The following is a 25,553-nucleotide window of genomic DNA, read 5'->3' as shown; positions in this document are numbered from 1 at the left end:
GTTGCGCACACGACCCGGGCCCGGGTTTTCGCCCGGGCCTCGCTTACAATACCGGCATGAAACTCAAATTCACCAAGATGCACGGCGCGGGCAACGACTTCGTCGTGCTCGACGGCTACAGCCAGGACCTCGCGCTCACGCCCGAGCGTGTGCGCGCGCTCGCCGATCGCCATTTCGGCATCGGCGCGGACCAGTTGCTGCTGGTCGAGAAGCCGACCGTGGAAGGCGTCGACTTCCGCTATCGCATCTTCAATTGCGACGGCGGCGAGGTGGAGCACTGCGGCAACGGCGCGCGCTGCTTCGTGAAATTCGTGCGCGACCGCAAGCTCACCAATTCGAATCGCGTGCGCGTGCAGGTGCAGAAGGGCACGATCACGCTCGTCGTGCAGGAAAACGGTGAAGTCGTCGTCGACATGGACCGCCCGGAGTTCGAGCCGGCGCTCGTGCCGTTCAACGCGAACGGCCTGGAAGGCCGCCGCGAAGGCAACGACACGCTCTGGCCGCTCGACGTGAACGGCACCCGGCGCTGGGTATCGGTCGTCTCGATGGGCAATCCGCACGCGGTGCAGGTCGTCGACGACGTCGAGGCGTACCCGGTAAAAGCCGAAGGCGCGGTCATCGAAACGCATGCGCGCTTCCCGAACAAGGTGAATGCCGGTTTCATGCAGATCGTTTCGCGCCACGAAGTGAAGCTGCGCGTATTCGAGCGCGGCGCGGGCGAAACGCTCGCGTGCGGCACGGGCGCATGCGCGGCCGTGGCGGCGGGCATTCGCCGCGGGCTGCTCGACACGCCCGTGAAGGTGCATACCCACGGCGGCCTGCTGACCATCGCCTGGGACGGCGCGCGCGACGAATCCGCCGCGCTCACCATGGCGGGGCCGGCCGCCACGGTGTTCGAAGGCGAGATCGAGCTGGCCGACTGACACGCAACATCGGCCTCGTACGGCGCGCGCAACGAGAGAACGTCGCGCCGCACGAATACTCGAAAACAATCAACCGCATGACAGACTGCGCGCCGCCGTGCGCGCCTCACAACTACAACGCGTCCACAACATGAACGATCGCGAAGTTGCCGACTATCTGCTCGCCCACCCCGATTTTTTCGTTGAGCACGCCGAACTGCTCGCGACGATCAAGCTAGGCAATCCGCACGGCAAGGCTGCCGTCTCGCTGCAGGAGCGCCAGATGGAAATGCTGCGCGAGAAGAACAAGCATCTCGAGCGGCGTCTTTCTGAGCTGCTGCGCTATGGCCACGAGAACGATTCGATCGCCGCGAAGTTCAACCGCTGGACCACGCGCATGATCGCCGAGCGCGACCCGTACGCGCTGCCGCGCTCGATCACGCAGAACCTGCGCGACGTTTTCGACATGCCGCAAGCCGCGCTGCGCGTCTGGGACGTCGCCGAGTCCTACAGCCAGGCCGATTTCGCGCGCCATACCGGCGAGGAAGTGCGTATCTTCGCGAACAGTCTCGACACGCCGTATTGCGGCGCGAACACCGGCTTCGAGGCCGCGCAATGGCTCGACTCGAGCGACGGCGCCGCCGAATCGGTCGCGATCATCGCGCTGCGCGCCCCCGCTGTGGCCTCGAACGACGCGCCAGGGGGTGAAGCTTTCGGCCTGCTGGTGATGGGCTCGACCGACCCGCGCCGCTTCCACGAAGGCATGGCCACCGACTTTCTCACGCAGATCGGTGCACTGGCGAGCGCGGCGCTCTCGCGCCTGCTGCCGCACTGACGCACACCGAAACCGCCCAACGTGAACCCAACCGATCCGATCGCCGCCTATCTCGCGATGCTCGAACACGAGCGGCGGCTCTCGGAGCACACGCTGCGCGGCTACACGCATGAACTCGACGAGCTGAAGAAGCTCGCCAACGGCAAGCCGCTCGAAACGGTTACCCCCGCGCAAGTGCGCGGCGCGGTGGCCCGCGCGCACGCGGGCGGCCTCTCGGCGCGCTCGATCGCGCACCGGCTGTCGGCCTGGCGTGCCTTCTATCGCTGGCTCGCGGGGCGCATCGAAATGGACGCGAATCCCGTGGCCGCCGTGCGTGCGCCCAAGCGCGCCAAAACGCTGCCGAAGGCGCTTTCCGTCGACGACGCCGCGCATCTCATGGAAGCGCCCGCCATCGCCGGCTCGGAAGAAGGCGGCCCGGAAGCGCTGCGCGACCGCGCGATGCTCGAGCTGTTCTACTCGTCGGGACTGCGGCTCGCCGAACTCGTGGGACTCGACGTGCGTTACGTCAAGCGTGACGGCTACGAATCGGCGGGCTGGCTCAAGCGCGACGCCGCCGAAGTCGAGGTGCTGGGCAAGGGCAACCGTCACCGCATGGTGCCGGTCGGGCGCAAGGCGCTCGACGCGCTCGACGCCTGGCTCGCCGCCCGCAGTGCCTTCGTGAAGCACGACGACGCCCCGCTTTTTCTCTCCGTGCGCGGCAACCGCATGGCGCCCGGCGTGGTGCGCGAGCGCGTGAAGCGCGCCGCCATCGCGGCGGGCATTCCCGCGAACGTGCACCCGCACGTGCTGCGGCACTCGTTCGCCACCCACCTGCTGCAGTCGAGCGGCGACCTGCGCGCCGTGCAGGAACTGCTCGGCCACGCGAGCATCTCGGCCACGCAGGTCTACACGTCGCTCGACTTTCAGCATCTCGCGAAGGTCTACGACACCGCGCATCCGCGCGCCAAGAAGCGCGATTGATACGCCACGGCGCTCGCGCAACGCTGCGCGACACGAGTGCCGTTACCCAGCATCGAAGCCATCATGAATATCGTCACCCTCAAGCCGTCCAAAGAAAAATCCCTGCTGCGCCGCCATCCGTGGGTCTACGCGAACGCGATCGACCGCGTGGAAGGCAAGCCCGCGCCAGGCGCGACCGTGATCGTGCGCTCGGCCGACGGCCGCTTCCTCGGGCGCGCCGCCTACAGCCCGCATTCGCAGATTCGCGCACGCGTGTGGAGCTTCGACGAAAACGAGCCCATCGACCACGCGTTCTTCAAGCGACGCGTGCAGCGCGCCGTGGCCGACCGCCGCGCGATGGTGAGCGGCACGGGCGCGGTGCGCCTGATCTTCGGCGAGGCCGACGGCCTGCCTGGTCTGATCGTCGACTACTACATCGAAGACGGCGTTGATGTTGCACAAAGCGGCCGCGGCCAGCTCGTGTGCCAGTTCATGGCGGCGGGCGTCGAGGCGTGGAAGGAGGCGATCGTCGCCGCGCTCACGTCGGCCACGGGCTGCCCGAACGTCTACGAGCGCTCGGACGTGTCGATCCGCGAAAAGGAAGGGCTCGAACAGATCACCGGCCTGCTCGCAGGCGACGAACCGCCGGCCACGATCATCACGAGCGAGAACGGCGTGCGCTATCACGTGGACGTGCGCAACGGGCACAAGACCGGCTTCTACGTGGATCAGCGCGACAACCGCGCGCTCGTGCAGACGTACGCGCGCGAGCGCGAGGTGCTCAACTGCTTCTGCTACACCGGCGGCTTCTCGCTCGCGGCCATGAAGGGCGGTGCGAAACGGGTCGTGTCGATCGATTCCTCGGGCGAAGCACTCGCCACCGCGCAGAAAAACGTCGAGGCGAACGGCTTCGACGCCGCGCTCGCCGCCTGGCTCGACGCCGATGCCTTCAAGACGCTGCGCCGCCTCTACGACGATGGCGAGCGCTTCGATCTCGTGGTGCTCGATCCGCCGAAGTTCGCGGCCTCGCGCGAACACGTGGACCGCGCCGCGCGCGCCTACAAGGACATCAACCTCACGGGTTTCAAGCTGCTGCGTCCGGGCGGTCTGCTGTTCACGTACTCGTGCTCGGGTGCGATCGATTCGGCGCTGTTCCAGAAGATCGTGGCGGGCGCCGCCGCCGACGCCAGGGTGGACGCGCGTATCCTCAAGCGCCTTGGCGCCGGTGTGGATCATCCGCTGCTCACGGCATTTCCGGAAGGCGAATATCTGAAAGGCCTGCTGTTGCAAATCGCCTGAGACGGCCTTACTTGAGGCTTTTCGGCGCCGCGCCGGAACGCCTTTCGGGCCGCCTGTTCGCGCCCCGATTGGGTCTCACGCCCGGCCGCCGCATGCGGGCGCGGCGCAGATATGTTTCAATAGGAAGTTATGTTGTAACACTCGAAGGCAGCGACAGCACGAAGCGGCGCGCCTGAACGTACCCCTCGAACACCTACCAGGCAGACAGCATGGCAACCAGCATGATTCCCGTCACCATCCTGACCGGCTTTCTCGGCAGCGGTAAAACCACGCTGCTCAAGCGCATCCTGAACGAGAAGCACGGCATGAAGATCGCCGTGATCGAGAACGAGTTCGGCGAAGAGAACATCGACAACGAAATCCTCGTGCAGGACAGCACCGAGCAGATCATCCAGATGAGCAACGGCTGCATCTGCTGCACGATTCGCGGCGACCTCGCGCGCGTGCTCGGCGATCTCGCGCAGCAAAGGCGCGACGGCAAGCTGGACTTCGACCGCGTGGTGATCGAAACCACCGGCCTCGCCAATCCGGGCCCGGTCGCGCAGACGTTCTTCATGGATAACGAGATCGCCGACGAATTCCTGCTCGACGCGATCATCACGCTCGTGGACGCCAAGCACGGCAACCATCAGCTCGACGAGCACGAAGTGGTGCAGCGCCAGGTCGGTTTCGCCGACCGCCTCTTCATCACGAAGGCCGACCTCGTCGACGAGAATGAACTCGCCGATCTGCGCCATCGCGTGCTGCACATGAATCCGAAGGCGCAGATCCGCCAGGTCAATTTCGGCGAGGCCGACATCAAGGAAGTGTTCGACCTGCGCGGCTTCAACCTGAACGCGAAGCTCGAAATCGACCCCGATTTCCTCGCCGAAGACGATCACGCTCATGCGCATCACGATCATGACCATGACCACGCGCATGACCATGACCACGCTGATTGCGACCACGATCACGGCCAGTGCGACCACGAAGGCCACGATCACGCCCACCACCATCACGCACACCACGACGACAAGATCAAGTCGTTCGTCTACCGCAGCGACCGTCCGTTCGATCCGAACCGCCTCGAAGACTTCCTCGGCGGCATCCTGCAGATCTACGGCGAGCGCCTGTTGCGCTACAAGGGCGTGCTCTACATGAAGGGCGTGGACCGCAAGGTGGTGTTCCAGGGCGTGCACCAGATGATGGGCAGCGACCTGGCCGCCAAGTGGCTGCCGATCGAGAAGAAGGGCAGCAAGATGGTGTTCATCGGCATCGAACTGCCGCAGGACCTCATCACCGACGGGCTCGACGCCTGCCTCGCCTGAGCGGCTCCCCCGCTTTTCCCGATACGCCCGGCTCGCTGCCGGGCGTTTTCGTCTGGAGTTTGCACTGCGACGCAGCGCCGGCGCCAGGTTTGCGGCCGGCGCAAAGCATTCCTTCCGGTTCTGTGCGTCAAATAACGTACCCGACCATCGCTTTTTCACGATTGGCGCGTTATATTTTCTGGATATCGACCGGTGCGCAAACGGCCTGGCGACAGGCGGGTGGCAGCAGGGATTTCCCGCTTGCGGCGCGAGTTTGCGGTTCGGTTACAATACGGCCCCACTGGAAGAGAGGTGCCCCGGAATTCCCGAGGGACGCCCCGCCGGCAGCGCATCGCGTCGCAGCGCGCAGTCGGTACGATATATGCCTCACAAGCATCTGATGACCGGTTTCCAGAGGAGTTCGGCCCCGCAGCGGCGCTTCGGGCGTCACGACAGTTCATCGTCCGTGCCCGCCAGCGCGCATATAACGGCGCGGTAACTGCGCCTGGCAAAGTGGTAAAGGTTGGTAACGGCCACCGCGGCCACTGCGGGCAACACAAAAGTGCAGGCAAGATGTGCCAGTTTTGCCTCACTCATTGAAGAAGCAAGCCAGATGACGACGAAACGACTCTTGACCGAAGCCGAAATCCTGAAGATGAGCGACAAGGATTACATGAACGAGGATCAGCTCGCCTTCTTCAAGAACCGGCTCGAACAGCTGCAGGCGGAAATCCTCCGCAATGCGGGCCAGACCACCGAGAATCTGCGCGAAACCGTGATCGTTCCCGATCCGGCCGACCGCGCGACGATCGAAGAAGAGCATGCGCTCGAGCTGCGTACGCGCGACCGCGAACGCAAGCTGCTCAAGAAGGTGCAGCAATCGCTCGCGCGCATCGATTCCGGCGACTACGGCTGGTGTGAAGAAACGGGCGAGCCGATCGGCATCCCGCGTCTGCTCGCGCGCCCGACCGCCACGCTCTCGCTCGAAGCGCAAGAGCGACGCGAACTGCGCCAGAAGCTGTTCGGCGATTGAGCTTTATTCTGGCCGCGAAGCCCTGCTTGCGCGGCTAGCGACTTGCCTTCCCTGTCGAAGCGCACGGAGCCCCGTGCGCTTTTTTCTTTTGCGCGTGGCCGCGGCGCCACCGAGCCGCCGTGCCGTTTTCTGCGCCCGCGGCCCTTGATATGCCCATCGCCGCCCTAAACTCCAGGTGATATGCGCTCGCGGCGCGCGAAAAGCGCGCGCGACGCACCCGGATTCAGGGCGGCCGCGCCCGCAGCGTGCACGGCGCGCGAGCACCGCGGCGCCCACCCGAAAGCGGCAGGCATACCACCTTCGCATCCAACCCGGCATCAACGGTAAAAAGGAACGCACATGGAGCAATTTCACGGCACGACGATCGTATCCGTGCGGCGCGGCGACAAGGTCGCGCTCGGCGGCGACGGCCAGGTCACCCTCGGCAACATCGTCATGAAGGGTGGCGCGAAGAAGGTCCGGCGCATTTACGGCGGCAAGGTCATGGTCGGCTTCGCCGGCGGCACCGCCGACGCGTTCTCGCTGCTCGACCGCTTCGAAGCCAAGCTCGAAAAGCATCAGGGCAACCTCACGCGCGCCGCCGTCGAACTCGCCAAGGACTGGCGCACCGACCGCATGCTGCGCCGCCTCGAAGCCATGCTGATCGCCGCCGACGCGACCACCACGCTCGTGATCACCGGCAACGGCGACGTGCTCGATCCCGAAGAAGGCATCTGCGCGATCGGTTCGGGCGGCGCGTATGCGCAGGCCGCGGCTCGCGCGCTCGTGGAGAACACCGAACTCTCGCCGCGCGAGATCGTCGAAAAATCGCTCGAGATCGCGGGCGACATGTGTATCTACACGAATCACAACCGCGTGATCGAAACCATCGAATAACTCGCCAACCGACCGTACCGACGAGAAGGAATCAGGATGAGCACCATGACCCCCGCCGAGATCGTCTCGGAACTCGACAAGCACATCATCGGCCAGGCGAACGCGAAGAAGGCCGTGGCCGTCGCGCTGCGCAACCGCTGGCGCCGCCAGCAGGTCGCCGAGCCGCTGCGCCAGGAAATCACGCCGAAGAACATCCTTATGATCGGGCCGACGGGTGTCGGCAAGACCGAAATCGCGCGTCGTCTCGCGAAGCTCGCTGACGCGCCGTTCATCAAGATCGAAGCGACCAAGTTCACCGAAGTGGGCTACGTGGGCCGCGACGTGGATAGCATCGTGCGCGACCTCATCGAAATCTCGGTGAAGCAGACGCGCGAAACGGAAATGCGCAAGGTGCGCAGCAAGGCCACGGATCAGGCCGAAGACCGCATTCTCGACATCCTGCTGCCGACGGCGCGCCCGGTAGGCTTCGGTTCGTCCGATGCGGCGAGCCACGCCGAAAGCGGCGACAACACCACGCGCCAGACCTTCCGCAAGCGCCTGCGCGAAGGCCAGCTCGACGACAAGGAAATCGAGCTGGACGTCGAGCAGCCGCAAGTGGGCATGGACATCATGGGGCCGCCGGGCATGGAAGACATGACCGAGCAGATCCGCTCGATGTTCGCCAATCTCGGCGGCGGCAAGAAAACGCGCCGCAAGGTGAAGGTCAAGGAAGCGCTCAAGCTGCTGACCGACGAGGAAGCCGGCAAGATGCTCAACGACGAAGAGGTCAAGCAAAAGGCCGTGCAGAACGTCGAGCAGAACGGCATCGTGTTCCTCGACGAAATCGACAAGATCGCCTCGCGCAACAACGAAGGCAGCGGTGGCGAAGTTTCGCGTCAGGGTGTGCAGCGCGATCTGCTGCCGCTCGTGGAAGGCACGACCATCAACACGAAATACGGGATGGTGAAGACCGATCACATTCTGTTCATCGCGAGCGGCGCGTTCCATCTTTCGAAGCCGAGCGATCTGATTCCCGAACTGCAGGGCCGTTTCCCGATTCGTGTGGAACTCGACTCGCTCTCCGTGAAGGACTTCGAAGCGATTCTGGTCGCGACCGACGCGAGCCTCGTGAAGCAGTATCAGGCGCTGCTCGCCACCGAGGACGTGCAGCTCGATTTCGCCGAAGACGGGATTCGCCGCCTCGCGGAAATCGCCTTCTCCGTGAACGAGAAGACCGAGAACATCGGCGCGCGCCGTCTGTACACGGTGATCGAGAAGCTGCTGGAAGATGTCTCGTTCGCGGCCGGCAATCACGCGGGCAAGAGCGTGACGATCGACGCTGCCTATGTCGACCGCGCGCTCGGCGAAGTGGCGCAGGACGAAGACCTGTCGCGTTACGTGCTCTAAACGTTACGCATGACGCATGAAAAAGGGACCCCGCGGGGTCCCTTTTCTTTTACCGCTCCGGACTGTGCTTACTGGCGCACCGGGCGCTTCGCGAGCTTGCGCTGCAGCGTGCGGCGGTGCATGTTGAGCGCGCGCGCCGTGGCCGAAATGTTGCCGTTGTGCTCGGCCAGCACGCGCTGGATGTGCTCCCATTCTAGGCGCGCGACCGAGAGCGGCGCCGGGTGCTCGATGGCCTCTTCGGCCTGCACGGCGCTCGCATCGCTTTGGAGTGCCGAGAGAATCATCTCGACGTTGGCGGGCTTGGCCAGATAGTTGTCCGCGCCGTCCTTCACGGCCTGCACCGCTGTGGCGATGCTTGCGTAGCCCGTGAGCACGAGCATGCGTGCGTCCGGCTGCAGTTCGCGCAGCGGCGCGATGAGCGACAGGCCCGAGTCGTTGCCGAGATGCAGGTCCACGGTGATCTGCGAAAACTTCTGCTGATTGGCGAAGCGAATCGCCTCTTCCGCATTGTGTGCCTGCTTCACCTCGAAGCCGCGCCGCGTGAGGCCGCGCGTGAGGATGTCGGAGAACACTTCGTCGTCGTCGATGACCAGAAAACTCATATCGCTCATGCCTGATTCTCCGTGTTGTTACGCGGCGTCGGACCGGGTCGGCCCCTCGCCTGATCCAATCTCCGAACTCGCGGGCGCTGCGCCTTCGCGCGCCGCCGCGGGGTTCGCCTGACCCGCCTTGACCTGCTTCGCCGGCAAGCGCAACACCGCACGGGTGCCGCGTGGACGGCGCGTGCGCGTGCCGCTGCCGGTTACGGCGCCGGTCGACGTCTCGTCATCCGCGCCGCTCACTTCGCCCGACGCGCTGCCGGGCGGCGTGACGTCGTTGAGTTCGATCGAGCCGCCAAGCCGCGCCGCCGACGAAAACGCCAGATACAACCCGACGCCGTGACCGCCCTGGGTGCTGTCCACGGGCGCGGCGCCCAGCGAAGCGCGCAGCGAGGACGGAATGCCGGGCCCGGCATCGCAAACTTCGAAATCGACGTAGCCGGCCCGCGCGGCCGCATAGGCGCGCAGCGTCACGAAATCGCGGCTGGCGCGCGCGGCGTTGTCGAGCAGGATGGTGAGGATCTGGCCAACGGCGACGGCGTCGTCGAGGGCGAAGTCGTTCAGTCCATTGTCGAGGAGTTCGAACTTCACGTGCGGATGGCGCAGGCGCCATTGCTCGACGAACGGCCCGAGCCATTCGCTCACGAGCTGGCGCGCGCCGGTGGATGAGGCGCGGCTTCTGAGTCGTGCGAGCGCCGAGGTGCAAAGCGAGATCTGCTTGTCGAGCAGTTCGAGGTCGGGGGCATACGGTTCGAGGCCCTTGTCCGTGCGCGCGACGTCGCGCAGCTCCTCGGTGAGCATGGCGATGGTCGAGAGCGGCGTGCCGATCTCGTGCGCCACGGTGGCGGCCTGCACGCCCAGCGCCACGGCACGCTCGTCGCGCAACAGGCGCTGCTGCGCGTCGCCGAGCGCGGTGTCGCGCTGGCGCAGCGCACGCGACATGCGCGCGACGAACCACACGATCAGGCACACGCTCACCATGAAGTTCACCCACATGCCCGCGCGATAGTAGTCGAACAGGTTGGCGGGATTGTCGAGATTGAGCGGCACGTTATCGAAGCCGAGCAGCACGTAACAGGCCACTGCGAAGGCCGCGAGCCAGGCGGTGAGATACCACGGCAACACGGCGGCCGCGATGGCGAGCGAGGGCAGGTACAGCGAGACGAACGGATTGGTCGTACCGCCGGAGAGAAAGAGCAGCGCGGAAAGCGCGCCGAGATCGACCCAGAGCTGGCCGAACAGTTCGAGATTCGATTCGGGACGATCCTGCGTGACGCGCAGCCAGGTCACGCCGTTGAACGCCACTTCCATGGCGATCACGAACAGCATGGCGGGCAACGGCAACTGCACGCCGATGAAGAGTTGCACGAACGCGATCGTGCAGAGCTGGCCGATGATGGCGAGACTGCGCAGCCAGAACAGATGGCTGAGATTGACGCGAGCACTGACGGTTATGCGATGCATGCTGTCAGTTTACCGGTTAAGACTTATCTGATTCATCATCTTGAAAGGGTTTGCTTCAATCCATGTCATCCGCCGACCACTTTTGCTTCGGCGCTTTCTGACAAGCAAGACGGAACAATGCAAGCCTCGCCCCCTGACGTACTCCACGCTGTGCGCAATCTCTTTCTCGATTTCATCGACGCTGCCACCGCCAGTGGGACCGACGAGGCGACCGATGCGTCCGCACACGAATTGCTGGCCGCCACGCGCGCCGAGCTGCGCGGCCTGGACGACGACACGCTCGTCCTCATCGCCGCTCGCGCACAGGATAGCGCGCTGGCGCAAGAAGCCATACGCCTGAGCGCCGCGCTTGCCCGGCTCGCACCGGAGCGGGCCGCCGCGTGGTTCGCAGCGGGCCTCGCGCTGCAGTTTGCAAACCGTCACGCCGAAGCGGTAGAACCTTACCGCCACGCGCTGGGAATCGCGCGTACGTTTCCAAATCTGCGCAACAATCTTGCAACAGCTTTGATGCAGATCAATTTTGGAGACCGCGAGATTCTGCAGCTGCTCGAAGAAACGGTCGCCGAAGAGCCCGACAACGTCAACGCCTGGATCAACCTGGCGCGCGTGTTCCCAACCGATACCGACGCGGCGCGATCACTCCACGCCAGCCGCCGCGCGCTCGAACTCGCGCCGCAAAGCCCACTCGCTCTGAACAACCATGCGATGGCCTGCAAGGAAACGCAGCAGTGGGACGAGGTCGAACGCGCCGCGCGCGCCGCTTGCCAGTATGCGCCCAACGACGCATCGCTACGTTCGAACCTGTCGATGATCCAGCTTCTGCGCGGCAACTATGCCGAAGGCTGGCCCGGACACGAGCTGCGCTGGCAGGGCTCCAGTGAACTGGCCATGGGCCGCCCGGTGTTCCCGAAGCCCGAGTGGCGAGGCGAGCCGCTCGCGGGCCGCACATTGCTGGTGTGGGGCGAACAGGGCATGGGCGACCTGCTGCAATTCTGCCGCTACGTGCCCATGCTCGCCGAACGCGTGCATCGCGAAGGCGGCCGGCTCGTCTGGAATACGTTTCCGCAGATGGGCGCGCTGCTCGCGCGCAGCCTGGGCCGCCATTGCGACCTGTACTGCGCGGGCGGCCCCGTCGAAAACCTACCGCCCTACGATTGCGAAGTCTCGCTGTTGAGCCTGCCGCTGATATTCGGTACTGAAGAAGCGACTGTCCCGGGCCCCACCGGTTATCTCATGGCCGATCCCGAGGCGGCGGCGCGCTGGCGCGAGCGCCTGGCGGGCGAACAGCGTCTGAAGGTCGGGCTCGCGTGGACGGGCAGCCTCACGCACAAGCGCAATCCGTTTCGTCGCATCGGACTCGAGCGGTATGCCCGGCATTTCGGCGGCATCGAGGGCGTGGCGTTCTATTCGCTGCAGCCCGGCGCACAGCAGGACATCGCCGCGGCGCACGAAGCGGGCTTCGAGGTGACCGACTTCAGCGCCCAGTGGAAGACCTTCGACGACACCGCCGCGTTCGTCGACGCGCTCGACCTGGTGATTTCCGTGTGCACGTCGAGCGCACACCTTGCGGGCGCGCTCGGCAAGCGCGCCTGGGTGCTGCTGGACGTGAATCCGCATTGGGTCTGGCTGCTGGATCGACGCGACAGTCCGTGGTATCCGAATACCCGGCTGTACCGTCAGCAGGCGTTCAGACAGTGGGAACCGGTGCTCGACGAAGTGAGCGCCGATCTCGCGGCGCTCGCGCACGCTGCGCAACGCAGCACGCCCTTCACGGCATAGCGCTCCTGCCCTTCGGCGCGTCGCTCGCTGCCGGCGCCGCCGCCGCCGCGAGACATTGGGGGCAGAGGCAGCGCCCGCGCGGGTCCAGCTCGCTCGCGGGCAAGGCGGGCAGCGACTTGCACCAGCAATCGAAGGGTTCGGTGTTCCTGCCGCAATCGAAGCTGTTGCCGCAGCGGGGGCAGCGGGCGCTTTTCATGCCGGTGGCGGGCACGGCGGAGGCGGTCATGGCGCGCACTCCTCTCGAAGCCATGGGTTGGCGACAGGAAGATGATGCCACAGCCCGCGCGCGCGTCTTGCACCTCGCTTTTCACGCCCGCGTTTCCCAGCCGATTTCGCCCCGTTTTGCGGCGCGCCGATGCGCTCGCGCCCGTGTTGCGCATGTGCCTCGCGAAGCGTCCGGTGCCCGTCGTTTTCCCCGCCGTTTTCCCTGCTGCACCGCGCCAGTCCTGTACAATCCGCCCTGTTTCGACCGTTTTGCGGCCGCGTTCTTCGTCCGCGGATCTTCGTCCGCGAGTTTCGTCTGTTTTTCGTCCAAGTCTCCGCCGCCATGTCCGAGCCCATCGACCTTTCGCAGATCGCCCCCACCCTGAAAGCCGAAATTCTGGCCGAAGCGCTGCCTTACATTCGCCAGTATCACGGCAAGACCGTCGTCATCAAGTACGGCGGCAACGCCATGACCGAAGAGCGGCTCAAGCAGGGCTTCGCGCGCGACGTCATCCTGCTCAAGCTCGTGGGCATCAATCCGGTCATCGTGCACGGCGGCGGCCCGCAAATCGATACGGCGCTCAAGAAGATCGGCAAGCAAGGCACGTTCATCCAGGGCATGCGCGTGACCGACGAAGAAACCATGGAAGTCGTCGAGTGGGTGCTCGGCGGCGAGGTGCAGCAGGACATCGTCACGCTGATCAACCACTTCGGCGGCCACGCGGTCGGCCTGACCGGCAAGGACGGCGGCCTGATCCACGCGCGCAAGCTGATGATGCCGGACCGCGACAAACCCGGTCAGTACATCGACATCGGCCAGGTGGGCGAAGTCGAGGCCATCAACCCGGCGGTCGTGAAGGCGCTCCAGGACGACGCGTTCATTCCGGTGATCTCGCCGATCGGCTTCGGCGAAGACGGCCTCTCGTACAACATCAACGCGGACCTCGTGGCGGGCAAGCTCGCCGTCGTGCTCAACGCCGAAAAGCTCGTGATGATGACGAACATCCCGGGCGTGATGGACAAGGCGGGCAATCTGCTCACCGACCTCTCGGCGCGCGAGATCGACGCGCTCTTCGAAGACGGCACGATCTCGGGCGGCATGCTGCCGAAGATCTCGTCGGCGCTCGACGCAGCCAAGAGCGGCGTGCGCTCGGTGCACATCATCGACGGCCGCATCGAGCACTCCGTGCTGCTGGAAATCCTGACCGAACAGCCGTTCGGCACGATGATCCGCTCGCACTAAGCGCCTTCCTCCCAGCGGCGGCGCCGTGCCGCCGCCGCGTCTCACGTCCGCGATGACCGACTCCAGCCTTCATGCCAGGCGTGCCCGGCGCCGGCCGCGCCGCGTCGCCCGCAAAGTGGGCACTCCCGTCTGGCTCTTCGACCTCGACAACACGCTGCACAATGCGTCGCGCGCAATCTTCCCGGCCATCAACGCCGGCATGACGCAGTACATCATCGACGCGCTCGGCGTGAGCCGCGACGAAGCCAATCACCTGCGCACGAGCTACACGCGCCGCTACGGCGCGACGCTGCTCGGCCTCACGCGCCATCATCCGATCGACCCGCACGACTTTCTCAAGGTCGTGCACACCTTCGACGACCTGCACGGCATGCTGCACGCCGAGCGCGGCCTCGCCCGCACGCTCGCCGCGCTGCCCGGGCGCAAGATCGTGCTCACCAACGGCCCCGAGGACTACGCGCACGCGGTGCTCGCGGCGCTCGGCATCGAGGGGCTGTTCGAGCGCGTGATCGCCATCGAAGGCATGCGCTCGCGCAGCTACTGGCGCGCCAAGCCCGATTGCGCGATGCTGCGCGGCACGCTGCGCCGGGCCGGCGTGGCGCTCGCCGATGCGATCCTGATCGAAGACACGCGCAGCCATCTCAAGCGTTACCGGCGCCTCGGCATCCGCACCGTCTGGATCACCGGGCATTTGCCGGCGCATCTGCCGGGCACCGGCAGACCGCACTATGTCGATCGTCGCATTCGTTCGCTAAAATCCCTGAAACCAGGCCTGCAGTCGGGACGCTCGAAGTAAAACGGGGGAGCGCCAACCCAGAGGCCAACGCCAGGGACGATATCCATGCAGCCGACACAAACGCGTGAAGCAGTCGAAGCAGCAGATTCGCCGGGCGCGGCCCGCCGCGCCCCCCGCCCGAAACCGGGCGAACGCCGTATCCACATTCTCCAGACGCTCGCCACCATGCTCGAGGCGCCGCGCGGCGAGAAGATCACCACCGCGGCGCTGGCCGCGCGCCTGGGCGTTTCCGAGGCCGCGCTGTATCGCCATTTCGCGAGCAAGGCCCAGATGTACGAGGGCCTCATCGATTTCATCGAGCAGACGCTCTTCGGCCTCATCAACCAGATCGTCGAAAAAGAGCCGAGCGGCGTCCTGCAGGCGCGTGCGATCGCCCTCATGCTCGTCAACTTTTCCACACGCAACGCCGGCATGACCCGCGTACTGACCTGCGAAGCCCTCGTGGGCGAGCATGAGCGCCTCGCCGAGCGCGTGAACCAGATGCTCGATCGCGTCGAGGCGTCGCTGCGCCAGTGCCTGCGCGTCGACCTCGCCCAGGAGGCCGAGCGCAAGGCAATTTCGGGGTCCGACCATGTCAACGCGAAGCCGGCCGCCAAGGGATACGATCCAACGGTCCGGGCGAATCTGGTCGTGCGCTATGTGATCGGTTGCTGGCATCGCTACGCGCAAAGCGGCTTCACGCGTTCACCGAGCGAGCACGCCGACGAGCAGATCCGCATCATTCTTCAATAGCGCGGCCGCGGCGGCGTTTTTCCGTGGCGGCTGCTCGCGTCGCTAACAGGAAGGAGAACCGTCGCATGAACCGTCCCGTTCCTCCCCTCGGCCTGCCGCCCATCCTGATGGGCCTCTCCGCCCACTGGGGCTGGCTCGTTGCGCGAGGCATTGCCGCCATCGTCTTCGGCGTGCTCGCCTTCTCGCTGCCCGGCCTCACCGTGCTCACGCTCGCCATCGTCTGGGGCGCCTACGCCCTCGTCGACGGCGCGTTCGCGCTCATCTACGGGGCGCGCGGCGGCGGCACGCGGCGCTGGACCTACATCGTCATCGGTCTGATCGGCGTGATCGCGGGCCTCGTGGCGTTCTTCTGGCCCGGCGAGACCGCCATCGTCCTCGTCATGATCATCGGCGTCTGGGCGTTCTTCACGGGCATCTTCGAGATCGTCTACGCGATCCAGTACCGGCACGCCATCGCGCATCCGTGGGCGGTCGGGATTTCGGGGCTGCTCTCGGCCACGGTGGGCTTTTTCTTCGCGATGTTCCCAGGTGCTGGCGCGCTCTCGCTGATCTGGGTGATCGCCGCCTATGCGGTCCTCTACGGCCTCCTGATGATCATCGCGGCCTTGCAGCTGCGGCGCTGGCGCAACGCGAATCCGTCCGCACCCGGCAAGTGATAAGACTTCGCGGCCTCGCGCGGTGCGCGGGCACGTGAAGGGACGGTGCAAAAGCGCCGGGGCGGCAGCGCGCCGCCCGGGCCGCCTTTCCCGTGCGCCGCGTCGCTTTGCACTTTTTCCGATATACTCTGCGTTCCTTTTGCAATACCCACGCGCCGATTTGCTGACTCGATTGCGGGCGCGTGAACTCTCAAGGCTTGGGCCCGGGAGTTCGATATAAATGCGGCTAAAGAGGTCGTCAGCTGCGCCAACCCTTTCGCACTCCGCGCCCGCCGACACCGTTTAGCCGCCCGAAAAACCAAGGCGGAACGAATGGAATCGATCGGCATCGTCGCTCCTCAAACACTGCATTTCGACGAGCCTCTGCAACTGCAGAACGGCACGGCGCTGGCCGGGTACGACCTCGTGGTCGAAACCTACGGCACACTCAACGCCGCGCGCAGCAACGCGGTGCTCGTCTGTCACGCGCTCAATGCGTCGCACCACGTGGCGGGCGTCTACGCGGACGACCCCAAGAACGTGGGGTGGTGGGACAACATGGTCGGCCCGGGCAAGCCGCTCGACACCAACCGCTTCTTCGTGATCGGCGTGAACAATCTCGGCTCGTGCTTCGGCTCGACCGGCCCCATGAGCCTCGACGCGGCCACCGGCCAGCCCTATGGCGCGAAGTTTCCGGTCGTGACCGTCGAGGACTGGGTGGACGCCCAGGCGCGCGTGGCCGATCGCTTCGGCATCGAGAAGTTCGCCGCGGTGATGGGCGGCAGCCTTGGCGGCATGCAAGCGCTTGCATGGAGCCTGCGCTATCCGGATCGTCTCGGCCACTGCATCGTGGTCGCCTCCACGCCCAAGCTCTCGGCGCAGAACATCGCGTTCAACGAAGTCGCGCGCTCGGCCATCCTCTCGGACCCCGACTTCCATGGCGGCGACTACTACGCCCACCACGTGAAGCCGCGCCGAGGCCTGCGCGTGGCGCGCATGATCGGCCACATCACCTATCTGTCCGACGACGACATGGCCGAGAAATTCGGCCGGGCGCTGCGCCGCGCGGAAGGCGCGGAGAACGCCTACAACTTCAACTTCGACGTGGAATTCGAAGTGGAGTCGTACCTGCGCTATCAAGGCGACAAGTTCGCCGACTACTTCGACGCCAACACCTACCTGCTGATCACGCGTGCGCTCGATTACTTCGATCCCGCGAAGGCGTATGACGGCGACCTCACGCGCGCGCTCGCGCACACGAAGGCGAAATACCTCGTGGCGAGCTTCGCGACCGACTGGCGTTTCGCGCCCGCACGCTCGCGCGAACTCGTGAAGGCGCTGCTCGATCACAAGCGCCAGGTCACCTACGCGGAAATCGACGCCCCGCACGGCCACGACGCCTTCCTGCTCGACGACGCGCGCTATCACAATGTGGTGCGCGCTTACTACGAACGTATTGCTGCTGAGGTGGGCGCATGAACCAGAGCGCTTTCGACAGTCTTTCCGCCCGTCCCGACTTTCGCACCATCGCGCGCTGGATCGAACCGCGCGCGAAGGTGCTCGACCTCGGCTGCGGCGACGGCTCGCTGCTCTCGCTGCTCACCGAGGAACTGGAGTGCACGGGCTACGGCATCGAGATCAACGACGCGGGCGTGCTCGCTTCGGTGAAGAACGGCATCAACGTGATCCAGCAGAATCTGGAAGACGGCCTGCGCCTGTTCGAGGACGCGAGCTTCGACTTCGCGATCCTCTCGCAAACGCTGCAGACCATTCACCAGACGGCCGCCATCCTGCGCGAGACGGCGCGCGTGGGCAAGGAGTGCATCGTCTCGTTCCCGAACTTCGGCTACTGGCCGCACCGGCTTTCGGTCATGCGCGGACGCATGCCGGTTTCGAAGTCGCTGCCCTACCAGTGGCATAACACGCCGAACGTGCGTGTTCTCACGGTGAAGGACTTCGAGGCGCTCGCGCCCGAGGTGGGCATCGAAATTCTCGACCGCGCCGTGCTCCATGGGGGTCAGACCGTTCGTTGGGGTGTGAACTGGCGTGGTAGTCTTGCGGTCTATCGCGTGAGAAAAAAATGACGCCGTGCGCGGCGTCGCGTGTTTTTCTGCCCGACCAGTTCACCTGGAACCGCACCCAACACCGCCGCCGCTAACGACGACATGCAGAATCCGCCCCACGAGGCACCCGCTCTTACCGCTCACGAATCCCACCCCGGCTGGCGTGCGTATCTGAATACGCACATGCTGATCTGCGTGTTCCTCGGCTTTACCTCCGGGCTGCCGCTCTTCACGCTCGTCTATCTGGTGCAGGCGTGGCTGCGCTCGGAGGGCGTCAATCTCAAGGAGATCGGCCTCTTCGCGCTGATCCAGTTCCCCTACACCTGGAAGTTCGTCTGGGCGCCGCTCATGGACCGCTACGTGCCGCGTCTGCCCGGCTGGCGCCCGGGGCGGCGGCGCGGCTGGATGCTCGTCACGCAGATTCTCGTGGCGCTCGCCATCGGCACGCTCGGCTACGTTTCGCCGAAAGATTCGATCTGGACGGTTGCCGCGCTCACCGCGCTGGTGGCGTTCTTCGGCGCGAGCCAGGACATCTCCATCGACGCCTACCGGCGCGAACTGCTCACTGATACGCAGCAGGGCCTCGGCAACGCCGTGCACGTGAATGCCTACAAGATCGCGGCACTCGTGCCGGGCTCGCTCGCGCTGATCCTCTCCGATCATCTGCCGTGGAGCACCGTATTCGTCGTGACGGCGGCGTTCATGATTCCCGGCATGATCATGACGCTCGTCGTGAAAGAGCCCGAAGTGCACGGCGCGCCGCCGAAGAACCTGCGCGAAGCGATCGTGCAGCCGTTCGCCGAATTCGTGCGCCGCGACGGTCTCGCCGCGGCACTCTTTGTGCTCGCGTTTATCTTCCTCTACAAACTCGGCGATACGATGGCGACGACCCTGTCCACATCGTTCTTCCTCGACATCGGCTATTCGCGCACGGAGATCGGCGTGATCGCCAAGATGACGGCGTTCGGCGCGAGCCTCGCGGGCGGCATTATCGGCGGCGTGGCGCTCGTGAAGATCGGCATTGGGCGCGGGCTGTGGATCTTCGGCTTCCTGCAAATGATTTCTACTCTGGGTTTCGCGTGGCTCGCGCAGCTCGGCGCAGGCTCGCCCTCGCTCGCCGCCATCTACGATGCCGTGCTCGCCGTGAGCCACGCGGTTTCGTGGGCCGCAGGTCTCTTCGGCGCCACCGTGCAGTTCACGCTCGATCCGCGCGCCGTTGCGCTCGCGCTCGTGTACGGCTTCGAGACCTTCGCAACGGGACTCACGCTCGCTGCGTTCACTGCCTATATTGCAAGCACGACCGATCCGCGTTACACCGCCACGCAGTTCGCACTCTTCACGAGCCTCGCCTCCGTGCCGCGCACGCTGGCCTCCGCCGCGAGCGGCTACGTGGTGGCGAAGATCGGCTGGTTCGACTATTTCATCGTCTGCACGGTGCTCGCGGTACCGGGTATGCTCCTGCTCATTCGTATTGCCCCGTGGAGAGTCCGGTCGTGAGCACGCATGAGACCGTCGCGCAAAGCCCGCGTGCGCTGCAGCGCAGCGGCGCGCGCGCGCGTGCGCTCGTGCTGGCGCTCGCCACCGCCTGGCCGGCGCTTGGCGCATGGAATGCGTGGGCTGCCGAGAACCCCGCCGCGACGAACGCCCCCGCCGCCGTGCCAGGCAATCCTGCACTGCCGCCAGCCGGCAATGGCGCGACCAACCCGGCGAATAACACGAACGGCGCAGCAAACATCGGCGCAAACGCGAGCGCTACGCCGGGCAGCGTCGCCCCCGGCGCGCCGAACACGGGCCGCGTGGTGCGCTTTGGCAACGCCGCCGTGTACCGCAATCTGATTCCCTCGCCGATGCTCGAAGCGCAGGCCACTGCCGAGTTCAACGAGATCGTGCGCGGCGCGGCCCATTCGAACCGCCTCTATGCCGAAAGCGATCCGCACGTGCAGCGCGTGCGGGCGTTCGTCGACCGGCTCGCGCCTTACTCGCTGAAGTGGGGCGATCGCGTCAAGAACTGGAAGTGGGAAGTGGCGGTGATCCGCTCGAACGACATCCGCATGTACGCGCTGCCGGGCGGCAAGATCGTCGTGTATGGCGGCCTGCTCGATCGCGTGAAGCTCAACGACAACGAGTTCGGCATGCTGCTTGGCCACGAGATCGCGCATGCAGTGCGCGAGCACGTGCGCGAGCGCCTGGGCGAACAACAGGCCGCGCAGATCGAATCGGGCTCTGTGCCGCAGCTATTCGGACTCGCGGATCTCGGCGTGTTTCCGCTCGGTATCGGCTCGCAGCTCGTGGAAATGCACTACGGCCGCGCCGACGAAACCGAAGCCGACGTGATCGGCAGCGATATCGCCTCGCGCGCGGGATTCGATCCGCGCGCGGCGCTCACGCTGTGGGACAAGCTCGCGGTGGCGACGCGCGCCGACCGCGACCAGGGATTCATCTACGTGCATCCGTACACGCCGGCGCGACGCGCCGATATCGCCAAGCGCCTCGCCGACATGATGCCGCTCTACGCAAAGGCCATGGGCAAGCCGCTCGCCGAGTTGCCCGACTACGAGGGCATCCCGGCCGTGCAAAAGCGCAAGGTGGTCTCGGCGCCCTGAAAGCGGTTTCACAGCGCGCCGGTGTGAGCGTCAGCTCTTGACCTTGTGGTCGTAGTCGATGGTCAGCGGCGCGTGGTCGCTGAACTTGATGTCCTTGAAGATCGAGGTCTTTTTCGCCTTGTGCGCAATGCCGGGCGTCGCGATCTGATAGTCGATTCGCCACCCCACGTTCTTCGCATACGCCTGGCCGCGGTTGCTCCACCACGTGTATTGCTCGGGGCGCGGGTCGAGCGTGCGGAACACGTCCACGTAGCCCACGTCGTCGAAGAGGCTCGTGAGCCATGCGCGCTCTTCGGGCAGGCAGCCGGAGTTCTTCTGGTTGCCCTTCCAGTTCTTGATGTCGATTTCCTTGTGGACGATGTTCACGTCGCCGCACAGGATCACTTCGCGCTCACGCTTGAGTTCCGCGAGATGCGGCATGAATTCGTCCATGAAGCGGTACTTCGCGGCCTGCCGTTCGTCGCCGCTCGAGCCCGAAGGCACGTACACGGAGATCACCGAAAGCTTGCCGAAGCGCGTTTCCACATAGCGCCCTTCCGGGTCGAACTCCTCGCTGCCAAAGCCGATGATCACCTCGTCGGGCTCGTGGCGCGAATAGACGCCCGCGCCGCTATAGCCCTTCTTGACCGCATGCTGGAAGTAGCCCGTGAAGTCGTGCGGGGCGAGGAATTCCGGGGTCATGTCGTCCTGCGAGCACTTGATTTCCTGCACGCAGAGCACGTCGGCCTTCTGTTCGCCGAACCATTCGAAAAAGCCTTTCTTCGCCGCCGAGCGGATGCCGTTCAGATTCGCGGTGATCACACGCAACATGTCTTCTTTCCTCTTGATTGTGCGTTGCCTCGCACGGCGCGCCGAAGCGGAACTGCACCGCGCCGCGCGAGGGAATACGGTCGGTCTCAGTCGATCCTGAGACCCTTGAGTTCGGCCTTGGCCGGCGGAAATTCGAGTTTCAGACTGTCCATCAGGCGCAGCAGCAGTTCGGCCACCATGAGGTTGCGATGCGACTTCGAGTTCGCGGGAATCACGTACCACGGCGCGTATTCCGTGGAGGTAGCCGCGAGCGCGTCGTGGTACGCGGCCTGATAGGCGTCCCAATGCCTGCGCGCTTCGAGATCGGAGACGTCGAATTTCCAGTGCTTGGTGGGGTCGTCGATGCGCGCCTGGATGCGACTGCGCTGCTCGTCCTTCGAGATGTGCAGCATGCACTTGATGATCGACGTGCCGCTCTCGGCGAGCAGCGCCTCGAAATGGCGAATCTGCCGGTAGCGGCGCTCGCACTCGGCCGAATCGATCTGGCCAATCACGCGCGGCACGAGCACGTCTTCGTAGTGGCTGCGGTTGAAGATCGCCAGCTCGCCCGCCGCGGGCACTTGCAGGTGCACGCGCCAGAGAAAGTCGCGCGCGGCTTCGATGGGCGTCGGCGCGCGAAACGGCACGATGCGCAGGCCGAGCGGATCGACCTCGTGAAACACGCCGCGGATCGTGCCGTCCTTGCCGCTCGTGTCCATGCCCTGCAACAGGAGCAGCACGCGCTGATGGCGCTGCGAATGCAGACGCTCCTGCAATATGTCGAGCTGGTTGCCGATCTCGGCGAGCCGGTCGCGGTCACCGTCCTTGCTGCCGGTCGAGAACGGTTTCGCGGCGGGGTCGAGCGCGTTGAGCGAGAACGTCTCCGCCTTCTTGTCGCTGAAGTACGGCACGCGGTAACTGTCGAGACTCGGGATGTGGGACATGCGTTGTTCTCCTCTCTCTCGTGAATTTGACGGCGCCAGCGCCGCAGCCCGCCTGAAGCGGCAAGGCGGCGCCGCGCTGCTACGCACGACGCCGCCTCGCTAGCATGCCCGAATCAGGGCGGCACGCTACTCAAACCCGCCCAAACTCAGCCCAGCTTCTTCTTCAGCAGCTCGTTGACCTGCTGCGGGTTCGCCTTGCCCTTGGTGGCCTTCATCGCCTGGCCGATCAGCGCGTTGAACGCCTTTTCCTTGCCGGCGCGGAATTCTTCCACCGACTTCTGGTTCGCGGCGAGCACCTCGTCGATGATCGCTTCGAGCGCGCCGGTGTCCGAGATCTGCTTGAGGCCCTTCGCTTCGATGATGCGATCGGCAGCGGCTTCGTCGGCGGCCTTCTCGTCCCACATCGCCTGGAACACTTCCTTGGCGATCTTGTTCGAGATCGTGCCGTCGGCGATGCGCGCGAGCAGCACGGCGAACTGCGCGGCCGAGACCGGCGAAGCGGCGATGTCGAGGCCTTCGCGGTTGAGCTGCGACGAGACTTCGCCCATCAACCAGTTGGCGGCGGTCTTGGCCTGCGCCGCGCCCGCCTTCGCCACCACTGCTTCGAAGTAAGCCGCCATTGCCTTGCTCGACGTGAGCACGTTCGCGTCATACGGCGTCACGCCGTACTGCTCGACAAAGCGCGTTTGCATCGTCGCGGGCAGCTCGGGCAGCTCGCCCTTCACGCGCTCGACCCATGCGGCATCGATCACGAGCGGCATGAGGTCGGGGTCGGGGAAATAGCGGTAATCGTGCGCGTCTTCCTTGCTGCGCATCGAACGCGTCTCGCGCTTGTCCGGGTCGTAGAGGCGCGTTTCCTGCACCACCGTGCCGCCGTCTTCGATCAGCTCGATCTGGCGGCGCACTTCGTACTGGATCGCCTCTTCGAGGAAGCGGAACGAGTTCAGGTTCTTGATCTCGGCGCGCGTGCCGAACTCCTTCTGGCCGACCGGACGCACGGAGACGTTCGCGTCGCAGCGGAACGAGCCTTCCTGCATGTTGCCGTCGCAAATGCCGAGCCACACGACGAGCGTGTGCAGCGACTTCGCGTACGCAACCGCTTCGGCGGCGCTGCGCATTTCGGGTTCCGTGACGATTTCGAGCAGCGGCGTGCCGGCGCGGTTCAGGTCGATGCCCGTCATGCCCGCGAAGTCTTCGTGCAGCGACTTGCCCGCGTCTTCTTCGAGGTGCGCGCGCGTGAGATTGACGGTCTTCTCGTAGGCTTCCTTGCCGGCCTTTTCGTTGGCCGGGACCTGGATCGTGATCTGCCCGCCCTGCACGACCGGAATCTCGTACTGGCTGATCTGATAGCCCTTGGGCAGGTCCGGATAGAAGTAGTTCTTGCGCGCGAAAATGCTGCGCGGCGCAATCGTCGCGTTGATCGCGAGGCCGAACTGGATCGCGCGCTCCACGGCGCCGCGGTTCATCACCGGCAGCACGCCCGGCAGCGCGAGATCGACGGGGCAGGCCTGCGAGTTGGGCGCGGCGCCGAACTGCGTCGATGCGCCCGAGAAGATCTTCGACGCCGTCGACAATTGCGCGTGCGTCTCCAGACCGATCACCACTTCCCACTGTGTTGCCATGTTCATACCCCTGCCGGCGCCTTGCGATGCCAGTCGGTCGCGCGCTGGAAGGCGTCGGCGACCTGCAGCATGCGGGCCTCGTTGAAATAGTTGCCGACGATCTGCAGACCGACGGGTCGCTGCGCGTTCGCACCCGCGCCGAAGCCGCACGGCACGCTCATGCCGGGCAGGCCCGCGAGGCTCGTGGAGAGCGTGTAGATGTCCGCGAGGTACATCTGCAGCGGATCGTCGCCCTTCGCGCCCAGGTCCCATGCCACGCTCGGCGCGACCGGTCCCATGATGACGTCGCACTGTTTGAACGCTTCCTGGAAGTCTTGCGCAATGATGCGGCGAATCTTCTGCGCCTGCAGGTAATACGCATCGTAGTAGCCGTGCGAGAGCACGTAGGTGCCCACCAGAATGCGGCGCTTCACCTCGGGGCCGAAGCCCTCGGCACGCGACTTCTTGTACATGTCGAGCAGATCGCGGTATTCGGCGGCGCGGTGGCCGAAGCGCACGCCGTCGAAGCGCGAGAGGTTCGACGAGGCTTCCGCCGGGGCGATCACGTAGTACACGGGAATCGACAGCTCGGTTTTCGGCAGCGTGACTTCCACGAGCGTGGCGCCGAGCGACTCGTACGTCTTGAGCGCGGCGTCGATGGCGGCGCGCACGTCGTCGGCGAGACCCGCGCCGAAGTATTCCTTCGGCAGGCCGATGCGCAGGCCCGCGAGCGGCTTGTCGGCGCTGGCGTCCTGGCTCCAAGTCTGGCCGACGAAGCGCGTGTAGTCCTCGTGCTCGTGCGTGAGGCTCGTCGAGTCGCGCTCGTCGAAGCCGCCCATGGCGCTCAGGAGCAGCGCGCAATCGCCGGCGCTGTGCGCGAACGGGCCGCCCTGGTCGAGCGACGAGGCGAACGCGATCATGCCGTAGCGCGAGACGCGGCCGTAGGTGGGCTTGATGCCCGTCACGCCCGTGAACGACGCCGGCTGGCGAATCGAGCCGCCGGTGTCGGTGCCGGTCGCGGCGGGCGCGAGGCGCGCGGCGACGGCCGCGGCGGAACCGCCCGACGAGCCGCCCGGCACGGCCTTCGTGTCCCACGGGTTCTTCACGGCGCCGAAATGCGAGTTCTCGTTGGACGAGCCCATCGCGAATTCGTCCATGTTGGTCTTGCCGAGGCAGACCATGCCCGCGCGCTCGAGCCGCTCGACCACGGTCGCGTCGAACGGGCTCACGTAGTTTGCAAGCATCTTCGAGCCGGCGGTCGAGCGCCAGCCGCGCGTGACGAACACGTCCTTGTGCGCGAGCGGAATGCCCGCGAGCGGGCCCGCGTGGCCCGAGTGCAGGAGCGCGTCGGCGGCCTTCGCCTGGGCGAGCGTCAATTCGGGATTGACGTCGACGAAGGCGTTCAGGTCTTGATGCGCTTCAATCCGGCCCAGAAAGTGCTGGGCCAGCTCGACTGCGGAGCACTCCTTCGCAGCCAGCGCGGCGCGCAGTTCGGTCAAGCTTTTGTCATGCATTGCGTGATTCCTGGAAGAACGTCACGGCGTG

Annotated in this window: 24 protein-coding genes; 17 read left to right on the top strand and 7 right to left on the bottom strand. The window is 65.5% G+C overall.

Going from position 1 to position 25,553, the window contains the following annotated elements; all coding sequences use genetic code 11:
• The first annotated feature begins 56 nt into the window (after positions 1-56).
• The 8 genes from dapF (at position 57) to hslU (ending at position 8,556) form a co-directional block, all read left to right on the top strand.
• Positions 57-923 (top strand): diaminopimelate epimerase, encoded by an 867-nt coding sequence (gene dapF, locus AB3X99_RS20910; RefSeq protein WP_368618015.1) that lies wholly within the window; start codon positions 57-59, stop codon positions 921-923.
• Positions 924-1,053: 130 nt separating this feature from the next.
• Positions 1,054-1,737, top strand: coding sequence for a DUF484 family protein (locus AB3X99_RS20905; protein ID WP_368618014.1), 684 nt, complete (start codon positions 1,054-1,056; stop codon positions 1,735-1,737).
• Positions 1,738-1,794: 57 nt separating this feature from the next.
• Positions 1,795-2,697, top strand: a complete 903-nt coding sequence (gene xerC, locus AB3X99_RS20900) for a tyrosine recombinase XerC (RefSeq protein ID WP_368618180.1) — start codon at positions 1,795-1,797, stop codon at positions 2,695-2,697.
• Between the two features lie 63 nt (positions 2,698-2,760).
• Positions 2,761-3,975: a class I SAM-dependent rRNA methyltransferase gene (locus AB3X99_RS20895; RefSeq protein ID WP_368618013.1), complete on the top strand. Its 1,215-nt coding sequence runs from the start codon at positions 2,761-2,763 to the stop codon at positions 3,973-3,975.
• Positions 3,976-4,196: 221 nt separating this feature from the next.
• Positions 4,197-5,282, top strand: coding sequence for a GTP-binding protein (locus AB3X99_RS20890; RefSeq protein ID WP_368618179.1), 1,086 nt, complete (start codon positions 4,197-4,199; stop codon positions 5,280-5,282).
• A 592-nt stretch (positions 5,283-5,874) separates the two neighbouring features.
• Entirely contained in the window at positions 5,875-6,294 is a 420-nt protein-coding gene (gene dksA, locus AB3X99_RS20885) for an RNA polymerase-binding protein DksA (protein ID WP_028203189.1), read from the top strand.
• A gap of 339 nt (positions 6,295-6,633) precedes the next feature.
• The gene (gene hslV / locus AB3X99_RS20880) at positions 6,634-7,170 is read left to right on the top strand and encodes an ATP-dependent protease subunit HslV (protein WP_238465739.1); all 537 of its coding nucleotides are present in this window, start codon (positions 6,634-6,636) and stop codon (positions 7,168-7,170) included.
• A gap of 36 nt (positions 7,171-7,206) precedes the next feature.
• Complete coding sequence (hslU, locus tag AB3X99_RS20875) at positions 7,207-8,556, top strand: ATP-dependent protease ATPase subunit HslU (protein ID WP_069264664.1); 1,350 nt, start codon at positions 7,207-7,209, stop codon at positions 8,554-8,556.
• A 68-nt stretch (positions 8,557-8,624) separates the two neighbouring features.
• Here the strand turns inward: hslU and AB3X99_RS20870 are convergent, their stop codons facing one another.
• On the bottom strand, positions 8,625-9,167 hold the full coding sequence (locus tag AB3X99_RS20870; RefSeq protein ID WP_069264661.1) for a response regulator transcription factor: 543 nt from the start codon (positions 9,165-9,167) through the stop codon (positions 8,625-8,627).
• A gap of 18 nt (positions 9,168-9,185) precedes the next feature.
• Entirely contained in the window at positions 9,186-10,619 is a 1,434-nt protein-coding gene (locus AB3X99_RS20865) for an ATP-binding protein (RefSeq protein ID WP_368618012.1), read from the bottom strand.
• Between the two features lie 117 nt (positions 10,620-10,736).
• Between AB3X99_RS20865 and AB3X99_RS20860 the strand changes: the two genes are divergently transcribed.
• Positions 10,737-12,398, top strand: a complete 1,662-nt coding sequence (locus AB3X99_RS20860; protein ID WP_368618011.1) for a hypothetical protein — start codon at positions 10,737-10,739, stop codon at positions 12,396-12,398.
• Here AB3X99_RS20860 and AB3X99_RS20855 read toward each other — a convergent pair.
• Positions 12,388-12,624 carry a cysteine-rich CWC family protein gene (locus AB3X99_RS20855; protein ID WP_069264653.1) on the bottom strand — a complete coding sequence of 79 codons (237 nt, stop codon included), beginning with the start codon at positions 12,622-12,624 and terminating at the stop codon, positions 12,388-12,390. The genes AB3X99_RS20860 and AB3X99_RS20855 overlap by 11 nt on opposite strands.
• 321 nt (positions 12,625-12,945) lie before the next feature.
• Here AB3X99_RS20855 and argB point away from each other — a divergent pair, with 321 nt between their 5' ends.
• The 8 genes from argB to AB3X99_RS20815 all read left to right on the top strand — a co-directional run bounded on the left by argB (position 12,946) and on the right by AB3X99_RS20815 (position 20,674).
• The gene (argB, locus tag AB3X99_RS20850) at positions 12,946-13,845 is read left to right on the top strand and encodes an acetylglutamate kinase (RefSeq protein WP_069264651.1); all 900 of its coding nucleotides are present in this window, start codon (positions 12,946-12,948) and stop codon (positions 13,843-13,845) included.
• A 52-nt stretch (positions 13,846-13,897) separates the two neighbouring features.
• The gene (locus tag AB3X99_RS20845) at positions 13,898-14,641 is read left to right on the top strand and encodes a pyrimidine 5'-nucleotidase (protein WP_069264776.1); all 744 of its coding nucleotides are present in this window, start codon (positions 13,898-13,900) and stop codon (positions 14,639-14,641) included.
• A 45-nt stretch (positions 14,642-14,686) separates the two neighbouring features.
• Positions 14,687-15,373, top strand: coding sequence for a nucleoid occlusion factor SlmA (gene slmA / locus AB3X99_RS20840; RefSeq protein WP_342949116.1), 687 nt, complete (start codon positions 14,687-14,689; stop codon positions 15,371-15,373).
• Between the two features lie 65 nt (positions 15,374-15,438).
• Positions 15,439-16,029 carry an HdeD family acid-resistance protein gene (locus tag AB3X99_RS20835; RefSeq protein ID WP_368618010.1) on the top strand — a complete coding sequence of 197 codons (591 nt, stop codon included), beginning with the start codon at positions 15,439-15,441 and terminating at the stop codon, positions 16,027-16,029.
• Between the two features lie 312 nt (positions 16,030-16,341).
• Positions 16,342-17,487, top strand: a complete 1,146-nt coding sequence (locus AB3X99_RS20830; protein WP_069264645.1) for a homoserine O-acetyltransferase — start codon at positions 16,342-16,344, stop codon at positions 17,485-17,487.
• A complete protein-coding gene (gene metW / locus AB3X99_RS20825) occupies positions 17,484-18,092 on the top strand; it encodes a methionine biosynthesis protein MetW (protein WP_069264642.1) in 609 nt (202 codons plus the stop codon). Before AB3X99_RS20830 ends, metW begins: the two co-directional genes overlap by 4 nt.
• Positions 18,093-18,173: 81 nt before the next feature.
• Entirely contained in the window at positions 18,174-19,568 is a 1,395-nt protein-coding gene (locus AB3X99_RS20820; RefSeq protein WP_342949117.1) for an AmpG family muropeptide MFS transporter, read from the top strand.
• A complete protein-coding gene (locus AB3X99_RS20815; protein ID WP_256094708.1) occupies positions 19,565-20,674 on the top strand; it encodes a M48 family metallopeptidase in 1,110 nt (369 codons plus the stop codon). The genes AB3X99_RS20820 and AB3X99_RS20815 overlap by 4 nt, the downstream gene beginning before the upstream one ends.
• A 30-nt stretch (positions 20,675-20,704) precedes the next feature.
• Here AB3X99_RS20815 and AB3X99_RS20810 read toward each other — a convergent pair whose 3' ends face one another.
• From AB3X99_RS20810 to gatA, 4 genes are all read right to left on the bottom strand, one after another.
• On the bottom strand, positions 20,705-21,484 hold the full coding sequence (locus AB3X99_RS20810; RefSeq protein WP_069264632.1) for an exodeoxyribonuclease III: 780 nt from the start codon (positions 21,482-21,484) through the stop codon (positions 20,705-20,707).
• A gap of 86 nt (positions 21,485-21,570) precedes the next feature.
• Positions 21,571-22,407: a PPK2 family polyphosphate kinase gene (locus AB3X99_RS20805; RefSeq protein WP_368618009.1), complete on the bottom strand. Its 837-nt coding sequence runs from the start codon at positions 22,405-22,407 to the stop codon at positions 21,571-21,573.
• Between the two features lie 146 nt (positions 22,408-22,553).
• Entirely contained in the window at positions 22,554-24,029 is a 1,476-nt protein-coding gene (gatB, locus tag AB3X99_RS20800; RefSeq protein ID WP_368618008.1) for an Asp-tRNA(Asn)/Glu-tRNA(Gln) amidotransferase subunit GatB, read from the bottom strand.
• A 2-nt stretch (positions 24,030-24,031) separates the two neighbouring features.
• Positions 24,032-25,522, bottom strand: coding sequence for an Asp-tRNA(Asn)/Glu-tRNA(Gln) amidotransferase subunit GatA (gatA, locus tag AB3X99_RS20795; RefSeq protein WP_368618007.1), 1,491 nt, complete (start codon positions 25,520-25,522; stop codon positions 24,032-24,034).
• Between the last annotated feature and the right edge of the window lie 31 nt (positions 25,523-25,553).

The organism is Paraburkholderia sp. BR10882, assembly GCF_040948855.1.
Lineage (GTDB): Bacteria > Pseudomonadota > Gammaproteobacteria > Burkholderiales > Burkholderiaceae > Paraburkholderia > Paraburkholderia nodosa_A.
This window is presented reverse-complemented; position numbering and strand designations above follow the sequence as displayed.